The sequence below is a fragment of the Labrys sp. Lb11 genome (assembly GCF_057554225.1).
The window spans coordinates 175198-197828 of the sequence record NZ_BAAJOT010000005.1; the positions used below are offsets into that span (position 1 = coordinate 175198).

Here is a 22631-nt window from a genome sequence, read left to right on the forward strand (position 1 = left end):
AGAAGGAAAGCACGGTGCATCTCAGCGAATGCGATCGCCTGGCCCTGCTGCAGCCGCGCGCGGGCAGGCTCCGGGTGGCGATCGACACCGACACCTACAACGAGATCGACGACCAGTTCGCGATCGTCCACGCCCTGCTGTCGCCGGAGCGGCTCGACGTCGAGGCGATCTATGCGGCGCCCTTCGTCAACGAGACCTGCGACGATCCCGGCCGCGGCATGGAGCTGAGCCACCGGGAGATCCTGGCGCTGCTCGAGCGCCTGGGCATCCCGCATGAAGGGCTCGTCCATCGCGGCGTCACCGGCTATGTCGGGGCCGGCAAGCGCGCCCTCGCCGCCGCCGCCGTCGACGACCTCGTCGCCCGCGCCCGCCGCGGCTCGCCGCAGGACCCGCTCTACGTCATCGCCATCGGCGCCATCAGCAATGTCGCCTCGGCCCTGCTGGCCGCGCCGGACATCGTCGACCGCATCGTCGTGGTCTGGCTCGGCGGCCATGCCATCGACTGGCCGCACCAGGCCGAGTTCAACCTGCAGCAGGATGTCGGCGGCACCCAGGTGCTGCTCGACTGCGGCGTGCCCCTCGTGCTGGTGCCCTGCGAGGGCGTGACCGCGATGCTGCACAGCACCGTGCCGGAGATCGAGCGCTATGTGGAGCCGGCCGGCGCCATCGGGCGCTTCCTGGCGATGCGCTTCAAGGCCTATTCCGACGACCATGTCGGCTGGGCCAAGGAGATCTGGGACATGGGCGCCGTGGCCTGGGCCCTCGACGCCGCCTGGGCGCCGAGCGTGCTGATGCCCGCGCCCGTGCTCACCGGCGAGATGCGCTACAGCCGCGATCGCACGCGCCACCTCATGCGCTATGTCGGGTCGATCAATCGCAACGCGATCATGCAGGATTTCATCCGCAAGCTGCAGGCGCATGCGCGGGCGCACGGCGGGGAGGCGGCCTGATCGGGGAGCTGCCCGGCTTTTCCGGGCATCGACCGCTGGGCGGCGTCGGAGCGCCGGGCGGCCGATGCCGGTGGCGCCCCTCCCGCCAGCCGCAAAGACCATTGGAGGGGAGGCGGTCGAATTTTTCAGCGTCGGCCGATTCGGCGTAAATTTCAGGATCTCTGCGTCGTTGTATCCGCCATGGATCTGTCCAAGACTGGTAGTCGCCATAGTGCTTCCAATCGTAGCCGAGAGCCATATGCCGCGCCGTCGATCCCCCTTCATAGCCGCCTGCTTCGCGACGATCTCCGCGTTGACGGCTGTTCCATCTGCGGCAAGAGCTGGGGTGACGTCCGACCCGGTGCAAAGCGCGCCGCTGGATCAGGCCGGGGTGAGGAGGGCGATCGCGGGCATCGCCGCCGAGTTGCGCGAAGGTTATGTGTTCCCGGACATGGGAGTCCAGGCGGCGGATGCGCTGGAAAGGGCCCTGGGGGAGAACGCCTATGCCGGCGTAACCGATCCGGCCCGGTTTGCGCTGCAGCTGACCGAGCAACTCCAGGCGATCACCAAGGACGGCCATATGCGGGTGATCTTCGGTTCGCCGTTCCGCAACCAGCCTTCGCCTGCCGCGCCTGAGGATGCTGGCTTTGAGGTGAGGCGACTGGACGGCAATATCGGATACATTCACTTGGCGCGGTTCGCTCTACCCGAGGTCTTTGATCCGGCCGCCGACGACGCCATGCGCAGCGTGTCGGACACCGCCGCGCTTATCATCGACATGCGGGACAACGGCGGTGGACATCCGGCGTCCGTCGCCTACCTCGTCAGTTTCTTCCTCGATCCCGGCGAGCGCGTTCACATCAACGACCTCATCTGGCGCAATCGCGGGACTTCGACGTTCAGGACGGAGTCGTTCTGGAACTCGTCGACGCCGGTGCATTACCTCGGCAAGCCCGTCTATGTGCTGGTTGGCCCGAAGACATATTCGGCGGGTGAGGAGTTCGCCTATGACCTGCAGGTGCTCAAGCGCGCGACCGTGGTTGGCGAAAGGACGCGCGGAGGCGCGAATCCGGGCGGTCTGAGCGAACTTGGTTCCGACCTCTTTGTTGTCGTCCCGACTGGCAGGGCTGAAAACCCGGTCACGCGTGACAACTGGGGCGGCCTTGGCGTGCATCCTGACGTTCAGGCTAGGCTCGAGGCCGCTCAGGAAACCGCCGTGGCCCTGGCGATGGGCCAGCCGATTACGCCGTCGGCAAGTCGGCAATAGCCGCGTCCGCTGGGATTGTGCTTATCAAGCCGGATTGCTGGTGGCATTCGTGCTGATCTGACGGCGCAATTTCAGGCAGGGCGACGCCCTCGCGGTGCCGCTCAAGCCGCTGTCGCCCGCAGACGCGCCGCTGCGTTGCGAAACCAGGGGGGCCCGACTTCGGCACGGTGGCTCGACGCGTGGCGAGCCGCGCCGCCGGCAGATGTTGGACCTCTACCGCAGTAGAGATCCGCGCGCCGACATTGGCCTCATCTCAATGAAGCCTCCATGCCGCTTCATTGGAAATGAGTGGAATGGCACCGGAAGCCCGCTCAAAATTCGGGTCCGTTGATTGGATGGGCGGCCGAGGACCGAGTCGCCGGCCGCCCGGTTTTCACTTTTCCTTCCGGACGCCCTTGAACGGAGTGCCGTCCTGCTTGACGTCCATGAAGCGACCAGTGTCGCTGTCACGCTTGACCCAAGTCTCAGTCTTTGGATTGAAGGTCTGAGATCTGTCCTTCACGGCACCGTTGCGGTGGCCATCTCCCGTGGGAGGGTTAGTAGCCATGTTGATAGCTCCAACAAGCGCCAAGGCTCCGCTCGACAAACGCCGGAGAATCCGTGAACGTCCAAAATGCCAATAGAGGACGCGGGTTCACCGTGTTCATCGCTCGCCAGTACCTTGGCTGGTGCTGCCGAGTAGAAGCCGGGGCTCATCGCTCCGGCTTTTTTCGTGTCTGGCATGTTGCCAGTTCGTTCCTTCAGCCTTTTCCGGGCGCCGCTGACGGCGCCCGGTGGAAGGCATCTCTCAACCGATGCTGCGACACCCAATTTGGATGCGCCGTGCGTCTAAATCGGGTGGAAGACACTCAATCGGGGTGGGATACACTCCCGCCCCCTCAGCTGCAGCCCGTCGTCCCGCCGCAGGTGTCGCACTTCAGGCAGGTGCCGTTGCGCACCAGCGTGAAGTTGGCACATTCCGGGCAGGCCTCGCCCTCGTAGCCGCGCAGGCGCGCCTCCTTGCGCTGCTCGGAGGCGGGCTTCGCCGGCGCCTGCCAGGGCAGGGCCTCGACCGCCGGCTCGCTCTTCAGCGCCGTGGCGCCGACCGTCGCGCCCGGGCTCGCCACCACGCTGCCGCGGGCCGTGGCCACGGCCGAGGAGAGGGCGGAGATGGCGCTCTTGGCCTCGGACGTCACCGGCGCCAGGGTCGTGGACGAGACGCCGCCGGGCATCACCATGAAGCGCTCGGTCTTGGAGCGGACCAGGCCCTTCGACACCGGCACGGCCAGCGTCGGCTTCTTCTCGGCCTCGCCGCCGCCGAGGCCGGTGCGGTCCGTGTCCTCCGGCACCACATGGGCGAGGTCGTAGCGGCCGAGATAGGAGATGGCGAGCTCGCGGAACACGTAGTCGAGGATCGAGGTGGCGTTCTTGATCGAGTCGTTGCCCTGGACGAAGCCGGCCGGCTCGAAGCGGGTGAAGGTGAAGGCCTCCACATACTCCTCCAGCGGCACGCCGTATTGCAGGCCGAGCGAGATGGCGATGGCGAAGTTGTTCATCATCGCCCGGAAGGCCGCGCCTTCCTTGTGCATGTCGATGAAGATCTCGCCGAGCGCGCCGTCGTCATATTCGCCGGTGCGCAGATAGACCTTGTGGCCGCCGATGATCGCCTTCTGGGTGTAGCCCTTGCGGCGGTCGGGCAGCTTGGCCCGCTCGCGCGTCACCTCCACCCGCTCGATCACGCGCTCGACGATGCGCTCGGCCACCTGGGCGGCGCGGGCCGGGATCGTGCGCTCCAGATGCTCCTCGACCGCATCCTCCTCGTCCTCGTCGGCGATCAACTGCGAGTTGAGCGGCTGCGACAGCTTCGAGCCGTCGCGGTAGAGCGCGTTGGCCTTCAGCGCCAGCCGCCAGGACAGGAGGTAGGCGGACTTGCAGTCCTCGACCGTCGCCTCGTTGGGCATGTTGATGGTCTTGGAGATCGCTCCCGAGATGAAGGGCTGCGCCGCCGCCATCATGCGGATATGGCTCTCGACCGAGAGGTAGCGCTTGCCCAGGCGCCCGCACGGGTTGGCGCAGTCGAACACCGCATAGTGCTCGGGCTTGAGGAAGGGCGCGCCCTCCAGCGTCATGGCGCCGCAGACATGCACGTTCACCTTCTCGATGTCGGACTTCGAGAAGCCGAGATGGGTGAGCAGGTCGAAGGCCGGATCGCTCAGCTTCTCGGCCGGCACCTTGAGCGCGCCGGTGAGGAAGTCCTCGCCGAGCGTCCATCTGTTGAAGACGAACTTGATGTCGAAGGCCGAGGCCAGGGCCTTCTCCAGCGCCTCCAGCTTCTCCTCGGTGAAGCCGCGCGCCCTGAGGGCGGTGTGGTTGATCACCGGCGACTGGCGCAGCGAGGCATGGCCGACCGCATAGGCCTCCATCTCGGCGATCTCGTGCTCGCGATAGCCGAGCGTGCGCAGCGCTTCGGGCACGGCGCGGTTGATGATCTTGAAGTAGCCGCCGCCGGCCAGCTTCTTGAACTTCACCAGGGCGAAGTCGGGCTCGATGCCGGTGGTGTCGCAGTCCATCACCAGGCCGATCGTGCCGGTGGGGGCGATCACGGTCGCCTGGGCGTTGCGGTAGCCGTGGGCCTCGCCCAGGGCGAGGGCGTTGTCCCAGGCCAGGCGGGCATGCTCGGCTAGGCGGGCGCCGTCGTCGCCGAGCTTCGCCAGCGTCGCATGGTCGAGCGGCACCGGATTGGTGGCGAGCGCCTCGTAGCCCGCGGCCTCGCCGTGGGCGGCGCGGCGATGGTTGCGGATGACGCGCAGCATCGCCTCCCGGTTCGGCTCGTAGCCGGGGAAGGGGCCGAGCTCCCTGGCCATCTCGGCCGAGGTGGCGTAGGCGACGCCGGTCATGATCGCGCTCAGCGCGCCGCCGAGGGCGCGGCCGGCGTCGGAATCATAGGGGATGCCGGAGGTCATCAGGAGGCCGCCGATATTGGCGTAGCCCAGGCCCAGCGTCCGATAGCGGTAGGAGAGCTCGGCGATCGCCTTCGACGGGAACTGCGCCATCGTCACGGAGATCTCGAGCACCAGCGTCCACAGCCGCACCGCGTGCTCGTAGGAGGCGATGTCGAAGGTGCCGTCGGCCTTGCGGAAGGCGAGCAGGTTGAGCGAGGCGAGGTTGCAGGCCGTGTCGTCGAGGAACATGTACTCCGAGCACGGGTTCGAGGCGCGGATCGGCCCCGAGACCGGGCAGGTGTGCCAGTCGTTGATCGTCGAGTGGAACTGGATGCCGGGATCGGCCGAGGCCCAGGCGGCGTGGCCGATCTTCTCCCACAGGTCGCGGGCCTTGAGCGTCTTCACCGTCTTGCCGGTGATGCGCGCCTTCAGCTCCCAGTCGCCGTCGGCCTCGACCGCGTTGAGGAAGGCGTCGTCGACGCGCACGGAATTGTTCGAGTTCTGGCCGGAGACGGTGAGATAGGCCTCCGAGTCCCAGTCCGTGTCATAGGTGTCGAAGGCGATGTCCTCGTAGCCCTGGCGGGCGAACTGGATGACGCGCTTGATGTAGTTGTCCGACACCAGGGCGCGGCGGGCCGCCTTGATCTCGCGCTTCAGCGCCGGGTTGCGCTCGGGGTCGAAGCAGTCCTCGCCCGGGCCCTCGCAGTTGACGCAGGCGCGCATCACCGCCTTGAGGTGCTTCTGCACGGTCTTGGAGCCGGTGACGAGGGCGGCGACCTTCTGCTCCTCGCGCACCTTCCAGTCGATATAAGTCTCGATGTCGGGATGGTCGGCGTCGACCACCACCATCTTGGCGGCGCGGCGGGTGGTGCCGCCGGACTTGATCGCTCCGGCGGCGCGGTCGCCGATCTTCAGGAACGACATCAGGCCGGAGGAGCGGCCGCCGCCCGACAGCCGCTCGCCCTCGCCGCGCAGGGCGGAGAAGTTGGAGCCGGTGCCCGAGCCGTACTTGAACAGGCGCGCCTCGCGCACCCACAGATCCATGATGCCGCCCTCGTTGACGAGGTCGTCGGCCACCGACTGGATGAAGCAGGCGTGCGGCTGGGGATGCTCATAGGCCGAGTCCGACAGCGTCAGCTCGCCGGTCTTGAAGTCGACGTAATAATGGCCCTGGCCCGGGCCGTCGATGCCGTAGGCCCAGTGCAGGCCGGTGTTGAACCATTGCGGCGAGTTCGGCGCCACCATCTGCATGGCGAGCATGTAGCGGTGCTCGTCGAAGAAGGCGCGGGCATCCTCCTCCGTGTCGAAATAGCCGCCCTTCCAGCCCCAATAGGTCCAGGTGCCGGCGAGGCGGTCGAACACCTGGCGCGAATCGGTCTCGCCGACGCTGCGCTCCTTCTCCGGCAGCTTGGCGAGCGCCTTCTGGTCGGCCGCCGAGCGCCACAGCCAGGAGGGGACGGCGTTCTCCTCGACCTTCTTCAGGCGCGCGGGCACGCCCGCCTTGCGGAAATATTTCTGGGCGAGGATGTCGGCCGCGACCTGGCTCCAGGCCTCGGGGACGGCGATGCCCTCGAGGCGGAACACCACCGAGCCGTCGGGATTGCGGATCTCGCTCGTCGCCTGTCGGAAGGCGATCCGGGCATAGGGAGACTGGCCTGCCTCGGTGTAGTGCCGTTCGATCCGCATAATCGTTTGCCCCAAATCAATTCGTTACCGCGTTGGCGATCAAGCGACGCGGACAGCCGCGCCGTGCCCTCGAGCCCGGCCCGGTCCAACCCCTGTTTGTGCCCTGTTCACGCGTCGCGGGGGCTCGTTCACCCCCCTGATTACGGACGAACGCCAAGGGTTGTTCCTTGGATGACGCCCTCGGTGTTGCCACCGCCGCAACCGGTTCCGACTATGCCCTTAATGTAGGGAAATGCCCCATTCGCGTCAAGATTTTGTGCCGGTAAAACCGCGTCAACACCACATGTTGTGTGGAGTGCCGATTGTGGACGGGTTGTAAGGGGACAGGGCCAAGCCTCCGGAATCGCTTCGAGATTCGCAAGGGCGGGCTTGTGGAGAAGCTGTCATTTTTTGGACACGAACGGCCTGGCATGCGCGGAACGACGGGCGGCGGCCGCGAGCCCGGCAAGCGGAGGGCCGGGGCGGCCGCAGATCGGACGGCGTGTGAAAGCCTCCGGCCAAGACCCTGTTTCCGCGTCGGCAGGCGGTCGCCCGGCACGGCGTCGAATCGGCGGCGCGCTTGCGCCCGAATCGGGGCCGGTCCATGGTCACGCGCCCGAAACGAGTCGCCGCCATGACGCGCCCCATCATCATCGATACCGACCCCGGCCAGGACGATGCGGTCGCCCTGCTGCTCGCCCTCGCCAGCCCCGAGCTGCAGGTGCTGGGCATCACCGCGGTGGCCGGCAACGTGCCGCTGGCGTTGACCAGCCGCAACGCCCGGATGATCTGCGAACTGGCCGGGCGCCGCGACGTGACGGTCTGCGCCGGCGCCGACCGGCCGCTGCTGCGCCGCCTAGTCACGGCCGAGCATGTCCACGGCAAGACCGGCATCGACGGGCCGGTGCTGCCCGAGCCGACCATGCCGCTCGATCCGCGCCACGCCGCCGACTTCATCATCGAGACCGTGATGGCGCGCGAGCCGGGCACGGTGACGCTGTGCCCGCTCGGGCCACTCACCAACATCGCCCTGGCGCTGTCGCGCGAGCCTGCCATCGCACCGCGTATCCGCGAGATCGTGCTGATGGGCGGCGGCTTCTTCGAGGGCGGCAACACCACGCCGGCGGCCGAGTTCAACATCCATGTCGACCCGCACGCGGCCGGGATCGTGTTCCATTGCGGCGCGCCGATCACCATGGTTCCGCTCGACTGCACCCACAAGGCGCTGACCAGCGCGGCGCGGATCGCCAGGATCCGGGCTGCCGGCACGAAGGTCGCGGCTGCCACCGCCGACTGGCTGGATTTCTTCGAGCGCTTCGACGAGCAGAAATACGGCACCGACGGCGGGCCGCTGCACGACCCCTGCGTCATCGCCTGGCTGCTCAAGCCGGAGCTCTTCGGCGGCCGCCGCGTCAATGTCGAGATCGAGACCGCCTCCGAGCTCACCATGGGCATGACGGTGGTCGACTGGTGGGGCGTCACCGACCGGGCGAAGAACGCCTTCGTGCTGCGCGACGTCGACGCCGACGGCTTCTTCGACCTGATCGCCGAGCGGATCGCCCGGCTGTAGACGGTCGGGACGTGGTCGGCTGCGGCGTCGGGCTTGTCCCCCGCCACGGCGGCTTGTAGAGAAGCGGAACGCGGTGCCGGCCCTGGGCGGCGCCCATGGGATGTCGGTGATGAAAAACCTCCTGATCCAGATCTTCACCTGGTGGAACGGCCAGACGATCGGCACGCTTTTCCATACCCGCCGCCATGGCGAACGGGTCGGCGAGGACGAGTTCGGCAACGTCTATTACCGCACCCGCGGCGGTGCCGTGGATCCGACCATCGGCGTGCAGCGGCGCTGGGTGATCTATGCCGGCGAGGCCGAGGCCTCGGCCATCCCGCCGGGCTGGTGGGGCTGGATGCACCACCAGACCGACGTGCCGCCGAGCGAGGCCAAGTACACGCCGCGCGAGTGGCAGAAGCCGCATCGCCCGAACATGACCGGCACCGCCAAGGCCTATCACCCGAAGGGCTCGACGCTGGTCGGCGGCCATCGCCCGCCCGCGACCGGCGACTATCAGGCCTGGACCCCGGGCAACTGAGCGGCCGGACGAGCCGGCGCTTGCCGGCTCGAGGCGCGCCCGTCATGGTTCGCAAGGGCGTCGGCGTCTCCCGGCGGCGGGCCGGCCCGCCCTTTTTCCGCCCCCATGGCCGTGTTAAGCGTCGCCCCGATTCATTCGGCGGGATCGCGGCACCGCGATTCTCCTTGAGGCGGCGCGATGCATCTTCAGCGGCACAGACTTGTCTCCGGCGTGGCGTGCCTCGCCTTCGCCCTTGCCCTGGGGGCGCCGGCCGCTCGCGCCGAGCGGATCAAGAATCCGACCGCCGTGTTCAGCGGGCTCGACAAGATCTCCGGCAAGATCATCTCCTTCGACGTGGCCATCGACGAGACCGTGCAGTTCGGCGCGCTCCAGGTGACGCCGCGCGTGTGCTACAGCCGCTCGGCCACCGAGAATCCGCAGACCACCACCTTCATCGAGGTCGACGAGATCACGCTGCAGAAGCAGACCAAGCGCATCTTCACCGGCTGGATGTTCGCCGACAGCCCGGGCCTGCACGCGGTCGAGCACCCCGTCTACGACATCTGGCTGACCGACTGTAAGGGCGGCAAGGCGACGGAGGAGCCGCCACCGCCGGCGGCGGTCGCGGTCGACGCCAAGAAGCCCAAGCGCGGCAAGCCGGCGGCGGACCAGGCCGAGCCGCCGTCCGATCAGCCGTCGCCCGACTCGGCGCCCGAGCCCGGCGACCTGTTCGATGCGCCGGTCGATCCGAACGCGCCGGTCGACTGAGCGGCGGCGGCGTTTACGCCGGATTCATCGGTGTAGGGCAGGGTTGCCGGCACGCGGGCGGAGCGAGGCATCAGGGCGATGCCCGGCGTCGCGCGGGCTTGTGGAGCACCGTCATGCCGGAGGCGCTGTCGAGCGATGCGTCGGTCCTGGCCGAGACGAGCCTCGTCGAGGGCGAGCGCATGTCGACGTCGGTCGTCAGCAATATCGACGAGATCGCCGAGGAGTGGCGGGCGCTGGAGCGGCGGGCGACGATCAGCGCCTATCAGCGTTTCGAGTTCATCGCCGCCTGGGTGCGTCACGCCGCCGCCGGCGAGGGCATCGAGCCGCGCATCGGCGTCGTCCGCGACGAGCAGGGCAGGGTGCTCGCCATCCTGCCGTTCGGGGTGCGGAGCAAGCGCCTGATCGCCACCGGGCATTATCTCGGCGGCAGCCACGTCAACATCAACCTGCCGCTGCTCGATCCGGTCTTTGCCCGCTCGGTGACGCCGGCGGCGATCGAGATCATGCTGGACGACTATTGCATGGTCGCGGACGTCGATCTCCTAATCCTGGCCTACCAGCCGGAGACCTGGCTGGGTGTCGCCCATCCCTTCGCGAACCTGCCGCGCCAGCAGTCCTCCGACAATGTGCGCTGCATCCGCCTCGACGGCGACTACCAGGCCTTCCTGCAGGCCCAGCTCTCCGCCGATGCCCGCAAGAAGCTGCGGAGCAAGGCGCGCCGCTTCACCGAGGCCGGCGCCGACATGGCCTTCCGCGCCACCTCGCCGGCCTGCGTCGATGCGATGATGGCCGCCTTCTTCGAGCAGAAGGCGCGGCGGCTGCAGGCGATGGGGGCGGACGATCCCTTCTCCGAGCCCGGCGTGCCGGCCTTCCTGCGCGAGGCGGCGGTGGACAGCCTCGGCGGCGAGGGCGGGCTGGAATTCCGCGGCGTGCAGTGCGACGGCCGGATGATCGCGGTGCGCGGCGGCCTGCGCCATCGCGACCAGTTCTCGCTGATGATCCAGTCCTTCGATCCCGAGCACCCGCTGGCTCGCTTCAGCCCCGGCGAGATGCTGCTGATGGGGCTGATCGAGGAGTGCTGCGCCCAGGGCATCACCCAGATCGATTTCGGCGTCGGCGACGCCCGCTACAAGGACGCCTGGTCCAACGCTGAGACGCCGATGTTCGACGTCACCTATCCCGTCTCGGCCAAGGGCGTGGCGACGGCGCTGGCGGCGCGGATGCGCACCGCGGTGCTGCGCTCGATCAAGCGCAACAAGCCGCTCTACGAGCGCCTGAAGGCGATACGGGCGCGCCTGGTCCGGCGCTGAAGCTCAGGCCGCCAGCGCCGCCAGCGCCTCGGCGCCGGAAACGACCTGGCCGGCCGGCCAGGCGAGGAAGTCGCCGTCGCCGTTCAGGGCGGCCTCGAGCAGGCGATGATAGTCGCGCCGCGCCACCTCGACGGCACCCAGGCTGGCCAGGTGGTCGGTGAGGAACTGCGTGTCGAGCAGGCTGTAGCGGCCGTGCCGCAACCGCGCCACCAGATGGACCAGCGCCACCTTGGATGCGTCGCTCGCCCGGTGGAACATGCTTTCGCCGAAGAAGGCGCCGGCAAGGTCGACGCCGTAGAGGCCGCCGACCAGCGCCTCCCCGTCATAGACCTCGACGGTGTGGCAATGGCCGACCGCGAACAGGTCGCCATAGAGCTTGCGGATGCGCCGGTTGATCCAGGTGGTGCGCCGGCCCAGGGCCGGCGCGGCGCAACCGTCGATCACCGCGTCGAAATCGTGGTCGACCCGCACCTCGAACCGGTCCGAGCGCACGGTCCGGGCCAGGCGCCGCGACACCTTCAGCCCGTCCAGGGGGATGACGCCGCGCCGCTCCGGCTCGATCCAGTAGAGGCCGGGGTCGTCGGCGCTCTCGGCCATCGGGAAGATGCCGCAGGCATAGGCCTTCAGCAGCACCTGCGGCGTGATCTCGACCAGGAGATTGGAGACCTTCGACATGCTTGCCAGATCCCAAGGGCCGATACCCGATATCACCGATATCGGGAGAATTGACGACGTCGTTCCGGCGTCCGGGCGGCCTCAGGCCGCCCCGTCCATGCCGCCGGCTTCCAGGAATTTCTCCAGCCAGTGAATGTCGTAGAGACCGTTCTGGATGTCGGCATTGCGCACCAGCGTGCGGAACAGCGGCAGCGTCGTCTCCACGCCGTCGACCACGAACTCGTCGATCGCGCGCCGCAGGCGCATCATGCATTCCGTGCGGGTGCGCCCGTGCACGATCAGCTTGCCGATCAGCGAATCATAATAGGGCGGAATGCGATAGCCCTGATAGACCGCCGAATCGACGCGGACGCCCAGGCCGCCCGGCGGATGGAAATAGGTGATGGTGCCGGGCGAGGGCCGGAAGGTGGCGGCATTCTCGGCGTTGATGCGGCACTCGATGGCGTGGCCTTCGAGCTGGATGTCCGACTGCTTGATCGAGAGCGGCGAGCCGGCCGCGATCTTGATCTGCTCGTTGACGAGGTCGATGCCTGTGATCATCTCGGTCACCGGATGCTCCACCTGGATGCGGGTGTTCATCTCGATGAAGTAGAACTCGCCGTTCTCGTACAGGAACTCGATGGTGCCGACCCCGACATAGCCGAGCTCGATCATCGCCTTGGCGACGGTCTCGCCGATGCGGGCGCGCTGGGAGGCGTTGAGGGCGGGCGAGGGGCCTTCCTCCCAGACCTTCTGGTGGCGGCGCTGCAGGGAGCAGTCGCGCTCGCCCAGATGGATGGCGTGGCCCTGGCCGTCGCCGAGGATCTGCAGCTCGATGTGGCGCGGCTTGGTCAGGTATTTTTCCAGATAGACTGCGTCGTCGCCGAAGGCGGCGCGTGCTTCGGCGCGCGCCGTGGCCAGCGCATCGGCCAGATCCTCGGGCGACCTGGCCACTTTCATGCCGCGCCCGCCGCCGCCGGCGGCGGCCTTGATCAGCACGGGATAGCCGATCTCCGCGGCGATCCGCGCCGCATCCTCGTCATTGTCGACGCCGCCGTCGGAGCCCGGCACGCAGGGAATGCCCAGGCGCTTGGCCGTGCGCTTGGCCTCGATCTTGTCGCCCATCATGCGGATATGCTCCGCCTTGGGACCGATGAAGGCGATGCCGTGCTGGTCGAGGATGTCGGCGAAGCGGGCGTTCTCCGACAGGAAGCCGTAGCCCGGATGCACCGCTTCCGCTCCTGTGATCTCGCAGGCGGCGATCAGGGCGGGAATGTTCAGATAGCTCTCGCGCGCCGGCGGCGGGCCGATGCACACGCTCTCGTCGGCGAGCTTGACGTGCATCGCGTCGGCATCGGCGGTGGAATGCACGGCGACGGTGGCGATGCCGAGTTCCTTGCAGGCGCGCAGCACCCTGAGGGCGATTTCACCCCGGTTGGCGATGAGGATCTTCTCAAACATCCGCGTCGCCTGCTATTCGATGATCATCAGCGGCTGGCCATATTCCACCGGCTGCTTGTCTTCGATCAGCATGGCGGTGACCGTGCCCGCCTTGGTGGCGACGATGTCGTTGAAGGTCTTCATGGCTTCGACGATCAGCACCCGATCGCCCTGGTTGACCTTGGAGCCGACCTCGACGAAGGGCTTGGCGCCCGGCGCGGCCCCGAGATAGGCGGTGCCGACCATCGGCGATTTCAGCACCCCGGGATGATTGGCCGGATCGAATGCGGCCGGAGCGGGGGCGGCGACGGGCCCGGGGGCCGGCACGGCTGCGACCGTTGCCGGAGCCGGGGCGGCCACCGTTGCCGTCACGGTGATCTGGCGCGCCACGCGGATGCGCAGGTCGGCCTGCTGCACCTCGATCTCGGACAGGTCCGTCTCGGTCAGGAGGTTGGCCAGTTCCCGGATGATCTCGGGATCGATTCCGGATTTGGTTCGCGACATCGTCATGCCTTGCCTTTTCCGCTGGGCCGGAACCGCCCGCACTCTCGACTCAAGCCGTCAGGCTCGAAGCCAGGGCTTCGAGCGCCAGTTCATAGCCCTTCGGGCCGAATCCGCAGATCACGCCCTTGGCCACCGGCGACACCCAGGAATGGTGGCGGAAGGCCTCGCGGGCAAACACGTTCGACAGGTGCACCTCGATCACCGGCAGGCCGACGGCCCGGATGGCGTCGTGCAGCGCGATCGAGCTGTGGGTCAGGGCACCGGGGTTGATCACGATGCCCGCCGCCGACTTGGCATAGGCCTCGTGCACCCAGTCGAGCAGCACCCCCTCATGGTTGGTCTGGCGGAACTCGATGGTCAGTCCGAGCGGGCCGGCACGGTTGCGCACGCTTTCCTCGATGCCGGCGAGGGTGAGGCCGCCGTATATTGCCGGCTCGCGTATGCCGAGCAGGTTCAGATTGGGACCGTTGAGAACGTAGACGAGCGCCATGCCTGGGTTTCACGCTGGAATGCGGCCGCGCCTGCGGTCTGCGCCTGCCGATGCAATCATGGCCCTTATAGGGGGTGACGCCGAGAAGGCAAAGCCGTGTGCGAGGCCATCCACGAATAAGAGCCCGGCTCGGCGATCTGCCGGGGCGGGCCCTCGGGGGACGTGCGGGTCGGACGCGCCGCGGCCGTCAGCACATGGTCTTGCCGCACTGGCGCACGGCGTCGATCTTGGCCTTGAGCGCGTCGTAGCCGACGGCGCCGTTCACGATCTCGCCGGCCAGGACGTAGGAGGGCGTGCCGGAGATGCCGAGCGTGTCGCCCAGGCGCAGATTCTCGCCGATGGCGGTGCGCACGCCCTGGCCGGCGATGTCGGCCTCCAGCTTCTTCATGTCGACGCCGGCGTCCTTGGCCGCTTCCAGGGCCCGGTCCTTGCCGACCTGGCCGCGGCTCTGCAGCAGCGACTTGTGGAAGTCGAGGAACTTGTCGCCCTGGATCTGCTTCTTCACCGCCACCGCCACGGTGGCCGCCTCGATCGAGCCGGGGCTGAGGATCGGATAGTCCTTGAGGACGACCTTGAGGTTCTTGTCGGCGCTGAGCAGCCCGAGCATGTCGGGCAGGGCCCGCTTGCAGTAGCCGCAATTGTAGTCGAAGAACTCGACCAGCGTGACGTCGCCCTTGGGGTTGCCGAGCACCGCATTCTGCGGCGCCGACATGATCTGGTCGGTGTTGGCCGCCACCGCCTGCTTCTGCTTCTCCGCTTCCGCCGTCGCGCGCCGCTCCTGCAGCACGTTGATCGCGTCCTCGATGACCTCGGGGTTCTGCAGCAGGTACTCCTTGACGATCGCCTCGATCGCCGGGCGGTCGAGCTTGCCGTCGGTCTTGTCCTGCGCGTGGCCGGAGGTGGCGCTGCCGAGCGTCACGGTGAGGGCGCAGGCGGCAAGCAGGCGGGCGAAACGCATCATCATCTCCAGGTCGGGGGGCGCGGCGCGGACCATAGGAACCGCGAATCGCCGGGTCAATTCACCGCCGATCACGCTTGCGCGACGATCATGGCGGCAGAGCGGCCGAGGCCGTCAGTCATCCTTGCGCAACGCCTTGAGGGCGGCAAAGGGCGAGGGGTCCGCTTCCGGCTCGCCGGCGGCGAAGACGGCGCCGGGCTTGCGCGGATAGGGATCGAGGGCCAGGGCCAGGAACTCGGCGATGACCGCGCCGAGATCGATTCGCCCGTCGACCAGCAGGTCCGGCGGGTCCTCGCCGCCCGGCTGCATCAGGGCCGTCAGGTCGACCTCGGCGTTCGGGTCGACGCCGTCGGGCGAGAAGCGGATGTCCACGGGGGCGACCACGTCCGATTCGAAGTCTTCCGAGGTGACCACGCAGGTCTGCGTCAGCCGCGAGCGGACCTCGCCCTCGACGGAAAGGCCGTCCTTGCCGAAGGGCGTCACCCTCAGCGTCGCCGCGATGGAGGCGATGGCCGGCAGGCGCATCCGTTCGGCCACCGCGGCGCAGTCCGCCGCGGTGGCGGTGATCTTGAAGACGCGCCCGCTTGCCGGCACGTCCGAGACCAGGACAGGGAGGGAAAACTCGCTCATGGTGCGCTCCGTCCGGTGGTTGCGGGGTCGGGGAAGCCGACCCCCTTCTCGATGAGGTCGAGTGCGGGCTCGGCGGCAAGCCGGTCGGCCGCGGCGCGGACATAGGCGGCCAGCGGCCCGGCCTGCGGCGCCTCGCCGCTCTCCTCGCCATAGATGTTGCGGGCGAGGGCGGCGGTCAGGGCCTTGTTGTCCGGCTCGGCCAGGGCGGCCCCATAGGCCGAGGCGGAGCCGGCATAGACCTGTGCGATCTTCTTGATACGCTTGGGCACCGACAGGTCGCCGACGCCCATCTCCCGCAGCGCCCGGTCCAACTCGGCGAAGAAGCGGTCGCAGACCTCCTGCGCCGCATCCTTGGCGGCCTCGCCTTCCCCGCGCATGCGATGCACCAGCAGGAAGACATGCAGGATCATCATGTCGAGGCGGCCCTCGACTGTGTCCGGGACGCCATGGTCGAGGAAAAGTGCGGGTTGGCGGGCCTGCGCCAGAATTTCGTCGTACAGCCGCGACACGATCGCCTCGCGCTGCCTGTTACGGAAGAAGCCGAACATGACCGATCCTCGCGCTGGTCTTGCGCGGTTGAATTTCATTCGCCAGCGGGTTACGCCAGAACCTGAGCGGCGGCAAGGCAGGCGCCTGCAGCGCCACAGTGTCGATCGCCCCAGGAGGCCTCAGTGAGCGTCGTGTCGTTCGAAAATCCCGTTGCGTCCCGCGTCCTCGTGGCCGCCTGCCTCGCCGCCTCCCTCGCGATTTCCGGCTGCGCCACGAAGATCGGCGAGACCAATGTGCATGGCATCGTCGTCAGCGAGACCATGCTGGCCCAGATCAAGCCGGGCATGCCTCAGGAGAAGGTGATCGAGATTCTCGGCACGCCGTCGACGACCTCCACCCTCAACGGCGAGGCGCTCTATTACGTGTCGCAGACCACCTCGCGGCCGGTTGCCTTCCTGCGTCCGCATGTGGTCGACCGCACCGTGCTGGTGATCTATCTCGACAAGGGCAAGGTGTCGCGCGTCGCCCATTACGGCCTGCAGGACGGCGTGGTGTTCGACTTCGTCGCACGCAAGACCCCGACGGCGGGCGCAGAGCAGAGCTTCATCACGCAGCTGATCAAGGGCCTGGGCGCCGGCATTCCCGGCTTCGGCCGGTAAGGCGCGCACGCGGCCGACGCGCCGGGACGTGGCGCAAGGCGTCTTCTCCGCGTGGCGGGGCAGGCGTTTTGTCCCGCGAGCCACATGGCGGCTCAGTAGAGGTTTTTCTCCTCCGGGAAGGTGCGCGAGCGCACTGAGGCGGAGTAGGCGGCGACGGCATCGTCGATGCGCCGGGAGAGGTCGTCGTAGCGCTTGACGAAGCGCGCCACCCGCTTGGTGACTCCGAGCATGTCGTCGAGCACGAGCACCTGGCCGTTGCAGGCCGGCGAGGCGCCGATGCCGATGGTCGGGCACTCCACCGACTGGGTGACGGACCGGCCCAGCGCCTCGACGACGGCTTCGACCACGATGGCGAAGGCGCCGGCCTGGTCGAGGGCCTGGGCGTCCTGCATGATCTGGGCGAAGTCTTCGTTGCTGCGGCCCTGGGCCCTGTAGCCGCCGAGCGTGTGCACCGATTGCGGCGTCAGGCCGATATGGCCCATCACCGGGATACCGCGCGCCTTCAGGAAGGCGACCGTGCCCGCCTGCGCCACGCCGCCCTCGATCTTGACCGCGCCGGCGCCGGTTTCCTGCAGGAGCCGGGACGCGGAGCGGAAGGCCTGCTCCGGCCCCTCCTCGAAGGAGCGGAACGGCATGTCGATCACCACCAGCGCGCGCCTGGAGCCGCGCACCACGGCGGCTCCGTGCGCGGCCATCATCTCCAGGCTGACTGGCAGGGTGGACGGCAGCCCGTAGATCACCTGGGCCAGGCTGTCGCCGACGAGCAGCACGTCGCAGTGCCGGTCCAGGATCTCCGCCATGCGTGCGGTGTAGGCCGTCAGCATGACGATCGGCTCGCCGCGCTTGCGCCGCCGGATGTCCGGCGCGGTCAGGCGGCCGCCGGACTGGCGCTTGATCTCGGCCTCTCGTGATTCGAGCTCGAGGTCTGGCAGGGCGGACATCGCGGCACCTTTCCTGTCGGTCGGATGATCGGCGCGCTGACCCTAGCTGAGTCGCCTGTGGCGGGCGACCTGCGGGCCGGCCTCCATTTCTGAGGGACGGGACATGGCCTATTCGCCCTTCGGCGTGAACACCACCTTCAGATAGCTCCAGAAGTTGACGCTCATCGACAGGGCCGTGGCGATGACGACGGCCAGCACGGGTTGGCTGCGGAACGGCTCGCCCCAGGTGACGAGGCCCATATAGACGCCGAGATTGATCAGCGCGGCGAGCGCGCTGGCCGCGGCATAGCGCAGGAACTCGGCGAGGGACGGAGCGCCGGTCCGGTCGCTGAAGGTGGTGGAGCGGTTGACCAGCCAGGTCGTGGTCATCGCCGTCAGGAACGAGGCGAGGCGCGCCGGCCGCGGGTCGAGACCAAAGCCGACCAGCAGGGTGAGGATGCCGACATCGACGACGAAGCCGACCGCGCCGGCGGCGAGGAAACGCGCGAGGCGTGCCGAAAGCCGCATCGGGCTCACGCCACCGGATCGAGAGCGAGATAGCGCAGGCGCTTCATCTCGCGCCGCCCGCGCGTCACCGTCGACAGGATCAGGCCGGAAAAGGCCGAGATCACCCCCGACAGCATCAGGCCGACGGACAGCACCGCCGTCGGCAGGCGCGGCACCAGCCCGGTGCGCAGGAAGTCGGCGATCACCGGGATCGCGAGATACACGGACAGCAGCGCCAGGGCCGCCGCCAGCGCCGAGAAGAACAGCAGCGGCCGCTCCGCCTTCACCATGCGCGTGATCAGGCGCAGGATGCGCAAGCCGTCGCGGACCGTGCGCAGCTTGCTCTGCGATCCGGCCGGCCGCTCGCGATAGGGCGTATCGAGCTCGGCGGTCGGGACATCGAGCTCGAGCGCATGCACCAGCAGCTCCGTCTCGATCTCGAAGCCGGTCGACAGCGCCGGAAAGGATTTGACGAAGCGGCGCGACAGCACCTTGTAGCCCGACAGCATGTCGCGCGAGGCGATGCCGAAGATGCGCGAGACCAGCGCGGTCAGGAGGCGGTTGCCGAAGCGGTGGCCCGGGCGATAGGCCGCCGCGGCCGCGTCGATACGGACGCCGTTGACGAGGTCGTAGGGCCCCTCGCGCAGCGTCTCGACCAGGCGCGCGGCACTGGCGGCATCGTAGGTGGCGTCGCCGTCGACCATGACGTAGATATCGGCGTCGATGTCGGCGAACATGCGCCGCATGACATGGCCCTTGCCCTGGCGCGCCTCGCGCCGCACCACCGCGCCGGCCGCTGCCGCGATCGCGGCGGTGCCGTCGGTGGAATTGTTGTCGTAGACGTAGATGGCGGCATCCGGCAGGCTCCGGCGGAAGTCGCGCACCACCGTCTCGATCGTCACGGCCTCGTTGTAGCAGGGCACCAGCACGGCGATGCGGGGGGCGGCATCGCGGTGCGGGACGGTCTCGGGCATGGCAGGCTCGCGTCGAAGCAGGGCGTTAGGGCAAGGGGCGTTTTCATCGAAACGCGCCTCGCCCCGGGGAAGACGGCGTCCGCCCGTCGTTCTCCCACTTCGCCAGGACGATGGCGCCGGCGCAGAGCGAGGAAAGGGCGGTCCAGTAGACATAGCGATATTCGGCCGCGACGCCGAACGCCAGATAGGTCGAGGTGTACAGGACGGCGGAGACCGAGAGGGCAAGGACGGCGGCCTTTGCCCGCCCGTCGCGCCAACGCAGGGCGGCGGCACCGGTGACAAGGCCCAGCGCCAGCCAGGGCAGGCCGCGGAACAGCGGCGTGTTGCGGTTGAGCCAGAGCACGGCGCTCTCGAATCGGGAATAGGCGGCATCCTTGACCAGCATGAAGCGATACTGGCGCGAGACGGCCTGGTCGAACAGCACGAGGTTCTCGCCGGTCAGCAACTGGCCGAAATAGGCGAGGCGGTGCCGGAGATAAGCGAGGGGATGCGCGGCGAGGGCGGCGATCCAGGCCTCGCGCAGCCGCGGGGAGCCGAACAGCTTGGTGCCGGGCGGCACGTCGCGATTGAGCCGCTTCATGGCGAAGGCGCATTTCGGCCACCACATCGCATCCCAATAGGCGGGGTTGTAGCAGGTGGATTTGAGTGTTTCGAACTCCTCTTGCGTCCAGTCGACGGGGAAGACGTTCTCGCCGGAAAAATGGCTGATGCCGGCAAGGTCGAACACGAAGATCGAATGACCGGCATGGTCCGCCCGTGCCTGCAGCCAGAGGTGGTTGAGCGCATAGGTCGAAGCCGGCAGCGCCAGGCAGACGGGCACGGCCAGCGCCAGCAGCCGCCGCCAGCGCCAGCCGAGCGGGCAGGCGAGATAGGCGGCGACCGGTATTGCGGCGAAGAGGGCATTGGGGCGCAGCCAGGCGCCGACCAGGACGAGCGCGGCCGCCGGGACGATCGCGGCGATCCGCCAGGCCTGCGCCCGGTCCGAGGTCAGCAGGACCAAGGCGACGGCCAGGAGCCAGCAGGCGGCGAAGACCACGTCGCGCCAGATCATGCCGGTCAGCGCGAAGGTGGGGGGCAGGAAGCCGATCGCCGGGACGAGCCAGGCGGTTCGGGCGCCGGTACGGCGCAATGCCAGGAAGAGCAGGAACAGGGCCAGCCAGTAGAGGCCGAGGGTGGGCACCAGCAGCGCCTGCGGACCATCGCCGAGCAGGGGGGCGAGCCCGACCCAGACCAGCCCCATCACCGGGGGCTGCCAGTCGCCGAAGACACCCGCATGAGCCTGGTCGTAGACGGCGAGGGCATCATGGGTGGCGACGCCGGGGTAGAACAGTCCCAGCGCCAGCGCGAAACCGCCGGTGCAGACCAGGATCGCCAGGAGCGTTTCGGCGATTCCGACAGCAGGCGCGGCGGAGCGCACGGACATGAGGCACTCGGACGGACGACGATACGGCCGCTCTTAGCAGCCGTTTGTGCCTTTGTCGCGTCCCTGGGCCCCGTGCTCGCCGAGCGCCGGGGCGGGATGTCTAGTCCTCGCCGTGCCGGGGCCGGATCTCGATACGGACCGGGACGTAGCCGCGGTCGCCGTCCAGCCAGGTCGCCCCGGTCGACCACAGGCTGCGGTCGGCGAGCAGGGACCGGCCGCCGGCCTGGCGGGCCAGGCTGGCCCAGACGGATTGCGGCTCGTGCCGTGCGGCGTGGGCCGTGACGTCTTCGGCGGGCTTCGACGGGGCCTTGATCAGCATCGTTTCGGTCCTTTCGAGGTGGGGCGGCCCCGAAGCCGCCATGCGGGCGGGCAGCCGGGGCCGGCGTCGTCGCATGTCAGCCGGCCGTGATGGCGGCCTCGCGGATGGTCGGGATCATCTGGTCGCCCCAGTTGCCGCGGCCGTCATGGTAGCGCGACGTGCGGACCAGTTCGACCGACACGCCCGCTTCCACGGCACGGATGATGGCTTCGTTGACCCGGTGCACCGCGTCGGCCACCCGGCGGACCGCCTTCTCCTGCTCGGTTTCGGCCGAGCCGGGGAGCGGACGGAATTCACCCTGGATGATGGCATTCATGGCGTGTCTCCTCTGGCTGGCGGGATCACTCGGCCGCGATCGAATGGGCCTTGAACTGGGCGGTCTCGGTCGAGTCGCCCATGGCGGTGGTGGACGAGGTGCCGCCGCTGATAGCCAGGCTCACGGCGTCGAAGTAGCCGGTGCCGACTTCGCGCTGGTGCTTGGTCGCGGTGTAGCCCGCGGCCTCGGAGGCGAACTCCGCCTGCTGCAGCTCCGAATAGGCCGCCATGCCGCGATCCTTGTAGCCGCGCGCCAGCTCGAACATGCCGTGGTTGAGAGCGTGGAAGCCCGCCAGCGTCACGAACTGGAACTTGTAGCCCATGGCGCCCAGCTCGCGCTGGAACTTGGCGATGGTCTCGGGCGAGAGCTTGGCCTTCCAGTTGAACGAGGGTGAGCAGTTGTAGGCGAGCAGCTTGCCCGGATGCTTGGCATGCACGGCCTCGGCGAAGGCGCGGGCGTCGTCGAGGTCGGGATGGGACGTTTCCCACCACAGGAGGTCGGCGCAGGAGGCATAGGCCAGGCCCCGGGCGATGCAGTGCTGCAGGCCGGTGCCTTCCTTCAGGCGGTAGAAGCCCTCGGCGGTGCGCTGGTCCGGTTCGATGAACGGCCGGTCGCGCTCGTCGACGTCGGAGGTGATCAGCCGGGCGCTCTCCGCGTCGGTGCGGGCGACGACGAGGGTCGGCACGCCGCAGACGTCGGCGGCGAGGCGCGCCGCGTTGAGGTTGCGCTCATGCGCGGCGGTCGGGATCAGCACCTTGCCGCCGAGATGGCCGCACTTCTTCTCCGAGGCCAGCTGGTCCTCGAAATGCACGCCGGCGGCGCCCGCCTCGATATAGGCCTTCATGATCTCGAAGGCGTTGAGCGGGCCGCCGAAGCCGGCCTCGGCGTCTGCGACGATCGGCGCGAACCAATCGCGCTTGGCGCCGCCCTCGGCGTGCTCGATCTGGTCGGCGCGCTGCAGGGTCTTGTTGATGCGCCGGCAAAGCTCGGGGCCGGAATTGGCAGGATAGAGGCTCTGGTCCGGATACATCGCACCGGCGAGGTTGGCGTCGGCCGCGACCTGCCAGCCGGAGAGATAGATCGCATCGAGGCCGGCGCGCACCATCTGCATGGCCTGGTTGCCGGAGAGGGCTCCGAGGGAGTTGATGTAGGGGCTCTCGTGCAGGGAGCGCCAGAGCCGGTTCGCCCCGCGTTCCGCCAGCGTGTGCGCTACGGCCACCGACCCGCGCAGACGCTCGACATCGGCGGCGCTGTAGTTGCGCTCGATGCCCTTGAAGCGGCCGACGGGGGCGCCGGGCACAAGGCTCTGGAAGGTGGGCTGGGTCATGGTGCAGGTCTCGCTCTGTCGGGACGGCGTGGTTTCCGTCTGTCGTATTGACACGATGGTTGTACCGGAAAACTGCGCTGCAGCAGAGCCTT

The 22631-nt window shown here is 68.4% G+C and carries 22 protein-coding genes; 7 read left to right on the top strand and 15 right to left on the bottom strand.

All coding sequences use genetic code 11. The annotated features are described in order from the left end of the window. Positions 1 to 14 precede the first annotated feature (14 nt). Both AC27L4_RS19480 and AC27L4_RS19485 read left to right on the top strand, forming a co-directional pair. The gene (locus AC27L4_RS19480) at positions 15 to 950 is read left to right on the top strand and encodes a nucleoside hydrolase (RefSeq protein ID WP_487144021.1); all 936 of its coding nucleotides are present in this window, start codon (positions 15 to 17) and stop codon (positions 948 to 950) included. A gap of 325 nt (positions 951 to 1275) precedes the next feature. Beyond that, on the top strand, positions 1276 to 2196 hold the full coding sequence (locus AC27L4_RS19485) for a S41 family peptidase (protein ID WP_487144022.1): 921 nt from the start codon (positions 1276 to 1278) through the stop codon (positions 2194 to 2196). Positions 2197 to 3074: 878 nt separating this feature from the next. Here AC27L4_RS19485 and AC27L4_RS19490 read toward each other — a convergent pair. Further along, complete coding sequence (locus AC27L4_RS19490) at positions 3075 to 6803, bottom strand: vitamin B12-dependent ribonucleotide reductase (RefSeq protein WP_487144023.1); 3729 nt, start codon at positions 6801 to 6803, stop codon at positions 3075 to 3077. Between the two features lie 613 nt (positions 6804 to 7416). Between AC27L4_RS19490 and AC27L4_RS19495 the strand changes: the two genes are divergently transcribed. From AC27L4_RS19495 to AC27L4_RS19510, 4 genes are all read left to right on the top strand, one after another. After that, positions 7417 to 8352: a nucleoside hydrolase gene (locus AC27L4_RS19495; RefSeq protein ID WP_487144024.1), complete on the top strand. Its 936-nt coding sequence runs from the start codon at positions 7417 to 7419 to the stop codon at positions 8350 to 8352. Positions 8353 to 8461: 109 nt separating this feature from the next. Next, complete coding sequence (locus AC27L4_RS19500) at positions 8462 to 8872, top strand: NADH:ubiquinone oxidoreductase subunit NDUFA12 (RefSeq protein WP_487144025.1); 411 nt, start codon at positions 8462 to 8464, stop codon at positions 8870 to 8872. Between the two features lie 177 nt (positions 8873 to 9049). After that, positions 9050 to 9619, top strand: a complete 570-nt coding sequence (locus tag AC27L4_RS19505; protein WP_487144026.1) for a DUF2155 domain-containing protein — start codon at positions 9050 to 9052, stop codon at positions 9617 to 9619. Between the two features lie 113 nt (positions 9620 to 9732). Next, positions 9733 to 10929 carry a GNAT family N-acetyltransferase gene (locus AC27L4_RS19510; RefSeq protein ID WP_487144027.1) on the top strand — a complete coding sequence of 399 codons (1197 nt, stop codon included), beginning with the start codon at positions 9733 to 9735 and terminating at the stop codon, positions 10927 to 10929. Between the two features lie 3 nt (positions 10930 to 10932). Here the strand turns inward: AC27L4_RS19510 and aat are convergent, their stop codons facing one another. The 7 genes from aat to AC27L4_RS19545 all read right to left on the bottom strand — a co-directional run bounded on the left by aat (position 10933) and on the right by AC27L4_RS19545 (position 16153). Next, positions 10933 to 11604: a leucyl/phenylalanyl-tRNA--protein transferase gene (aat, locus tag AC27L4_RS19515; RefSeq protein ID WP_487144028.1), complete on the bottom strand. Its 672-nt coding sequence runs from the start codon at positions 11602 to 11604 to the stop codon at positions 10933 to 10935. 81 nt (positions 11605 to 11685) lie between these two features. After that, entirely contained in the window at positions 11686 to 13044 is a 1359-nt protein-coding gene (gene accC, locus AC27L4_RS19520) for an acetyl-CoA carboxylase biotin carboxylase subunit (protein ID WP_487144029.1), read from the bottom strand. Positions 13045 to 13056: 12 nt separating this feature from the next. Continuing rightward, complete coding sequence (gene accB / locus AC27L4_RS19525; protein WP_487144030.1) at positions 13057 to 13533, bottom strand: acetyl-CoA carboxylase biotin carboxyl carrier protein; 477 nt, start codon at positions 13531 to 13533, stop codon at positions 13057 to 13059. A 43-nt stretch (positions 13534 to 13576) separates the two neighbouring features. Then, complete coding sequence (gene aroQ, locus AC27L4_RS19530; RefSeq protein ID WP_487144031.1) at positions 13577 to 14017, bottom strand: type II 3-dehydroquinate dehydratase; 441 nt, start codon at positions 14015 to 14017, stop codon at positions 13577 to 13579. A gap of 187 nt (positions 14018 to 14204) precedes the next feature. Next, a complete protein-coding gene (locus AC27L4_RS19535) occupies positions 14205 to 14975 on the bottom strand; it encodes a DsbA family protein (RefSeq protein WP_487144032.1) in 771 nt (256 codons plus the stop codon). 114 nt (positions 14976 to 15089) lie between these two features. Further along, positions 15090 to 15605: a YceD family protein gene (locus tag AC27L4_RS19540; protein ID WP_487144033.1), complete on the bottom strand. Its 516-nt coding sequence runs from the start codon at positions 15603 to 15605 to the stop codon at positions 15090 to 15092. After that, positions 15602 to 16153 carry a ubiquinol-cytochrome C chaperone family protein gene (locus tag AC27L4_RS19545; RefSeq protein WP_487144034.1) on the bottom strand — a complete coding sequence of 184 codons (552 nt, stop codon included), beginning with the start codon at positions 16151 to 16153 and terminating at the stop codon, positions 15602 to 15604. The genes AC27L4_RS19540 and AC27L4_RS19545 overlap by 4 nt, the downstream gene beginning before the upstream one ends. 123 nt (positions 16154 to 16276) lie before the next feature. Here AC27L4_RS19545 and AC27L4_RS19550 point away from each other — a divergent pair, with 123 nt between their 5' ends. Next, complete coding sequence (locus AC27L4_RS19550; RefSeq protein WP_487144035.1) at positions 16277 to 16753, top strand: outer membrane protein assembly factor BamE; 477 nt, start codon at positions 16277 to 16279, stop codon at positions 16751 to 16753. Positions 16754 to 16845: 92 nt separating this feature from the next. Here the strand turns inward: AC27L4_RS19550 and panB are convergent, their stop codons facing one another. The 7 genes from panB to aceA all read right to left on the bottom strand — a co-directional run bounded on the left by panB (position 16846) and on the right by aceA (position 22539). Further along, positions 16846 to 17694: a 3-methyl-2-oxobutanoate hydroxymethyltransferase gene (gene panB, locus AC27L4_RS19555; protein ID WP_487144036.1), complete on the bottom strand. Its 849-nt coding sequence runs from the start codon at positions 17692 to 17694 to the stop codon at positions 16846 to 16848. Positions 17695 to 17802: 108 nt separating this feature from the next. After that, positions 17803 to 18201, bottom strand: a complete 399-nt coding sequence (locus AC27L4_RS19560) for a GtrA family protein (RefSeq protein ID WP_487144037.1) — start codon at positions 18199 to 18201, stop codon at positions 17803 to 17805. Between the two features lie 5 nt (positions 18202 to 18206). Next, entirely contained in the window at positions 18207 to 19154 is a 948-nt protein-coding gene (locus AC27L4_RS19565; protein ID WP_487144038.1) for a glycosyltransferase family 2 protein, read from the bottom strand. A gap of 43 nt (positions 19155 to 19197) precedes the next feature. Beyond that, a complete protein-coding gene (locus tag AC27L4_RS19570; protein ID WP_487144039.1) occupies positions 19198 to 20577 on the bottom strand; it encodes a hypothetical protein in 1380 nt (459 codons plus the stop codon). 100 nt (positions 20578 to 20677) lie between these two features. Then, entirely contained in the window at positions 20678 to 20896 is a 219-nt protein-coding gene (locus AC27L4_RS19575) for a hypothetical protein (protein WP_487144040.1), read from the bottom strand. Between the two features lie 76 nt (positions 20897 to 20972). Continuing rightward, positions 20973 to 21212, bottom strand: a complete 240-nt coding sequence (locus AC27L4_RS19580; RefSeq protein WP_487144041.1) for an SMc00767 family acetate metabolism repressor — start codon at positions 21210 to 21212, stop codon at positions 20973 to 20975. Between the two features lie 25 nt (positions 21213 to 21237). Continuing rightward, the gene (gene aceA / locus AC27L4_RS19585; RefSeq protein ID WP_487144042.1) at positions 21238 to 22539 is read right to left on the bottom strand and encodes an isocitrate lyase; all 1302 of its coding nucleotides are present in this window, start codon (positions 22537 to 22539) and stop codon (positions 21238 to 21240) included. Positions 22540 to 22631: the final 92 nt, after the last annotated feature.